1 pseudogene is annotated in these 536 nt (G+C 67.9%); it reads left to right on the top strand.

The window, feature by feature from the left end:
* A pseudogene (locus CCN56_RS43785) lies at positions 1–536 on the top strand (hypothetical protein); the annotation flags it as partial.

The following is a 536-nucleotide window of genomic DNA, read 5'->3' as shown; positions in this document are numbered from 1 at the left end:
GACATCGAATTGGCGGCCGGACGCCCCGCCCTGCCTCACCGAGAACCCGGCCGCCAATTCGATGTCGGCCTACATCACCGGCTACTCGAACGTACGGAAGCTGAACGGTGCCAACCTCATTCCCCTGACCTGCACCCTGATCGAACGAAGCGAGCCGGAGCTGGAGTTCAGGGAGGACGGGATACATCTGGTCACCAAAGCGACGGGCGGTTTCTCCACCCGGGGACGCAAGCAGACCCCGCCTTTCAAGGCGACCCTCCTGACGTTCGGGTTCGCCCCGACCACCGCGACCCTGGTCCTGGAACAGACGGGGCCCCTGACCCTCTATTCGGACGTCCTCCTGGCCTACCCCGAGAACATCAGCACGGTACACGTCCGGGTCCCCCTGGTCCTGCGCGTCCTCGACGTCCGGGTCAACGGCACCCGCCTGGACGTCGGCCCCTCCTGCCGTACGGAGAAGCCGCTCACCTCACAGGATCCCGACCCCGCCGCCCACCCCGGGGACCACCTGGTGCTCCGGGGTGGGCGGCGGGGTC

This window comes from Streptomyces sp. NRRL B-24572 (assembly GCF_002156145.1).
Classification (GTDB): Bacteria; Actinomycetota; Actinomycetes; order Streptomycetales; family Streptomycetaceae; genus Streptomyces; species Streptomyces vietnamensis.
The sequence above is the reverse complement of the archived record's forward strand: the minus strand, read 5'-3'. Positions and strand labels throughout refer to the sequence as shown.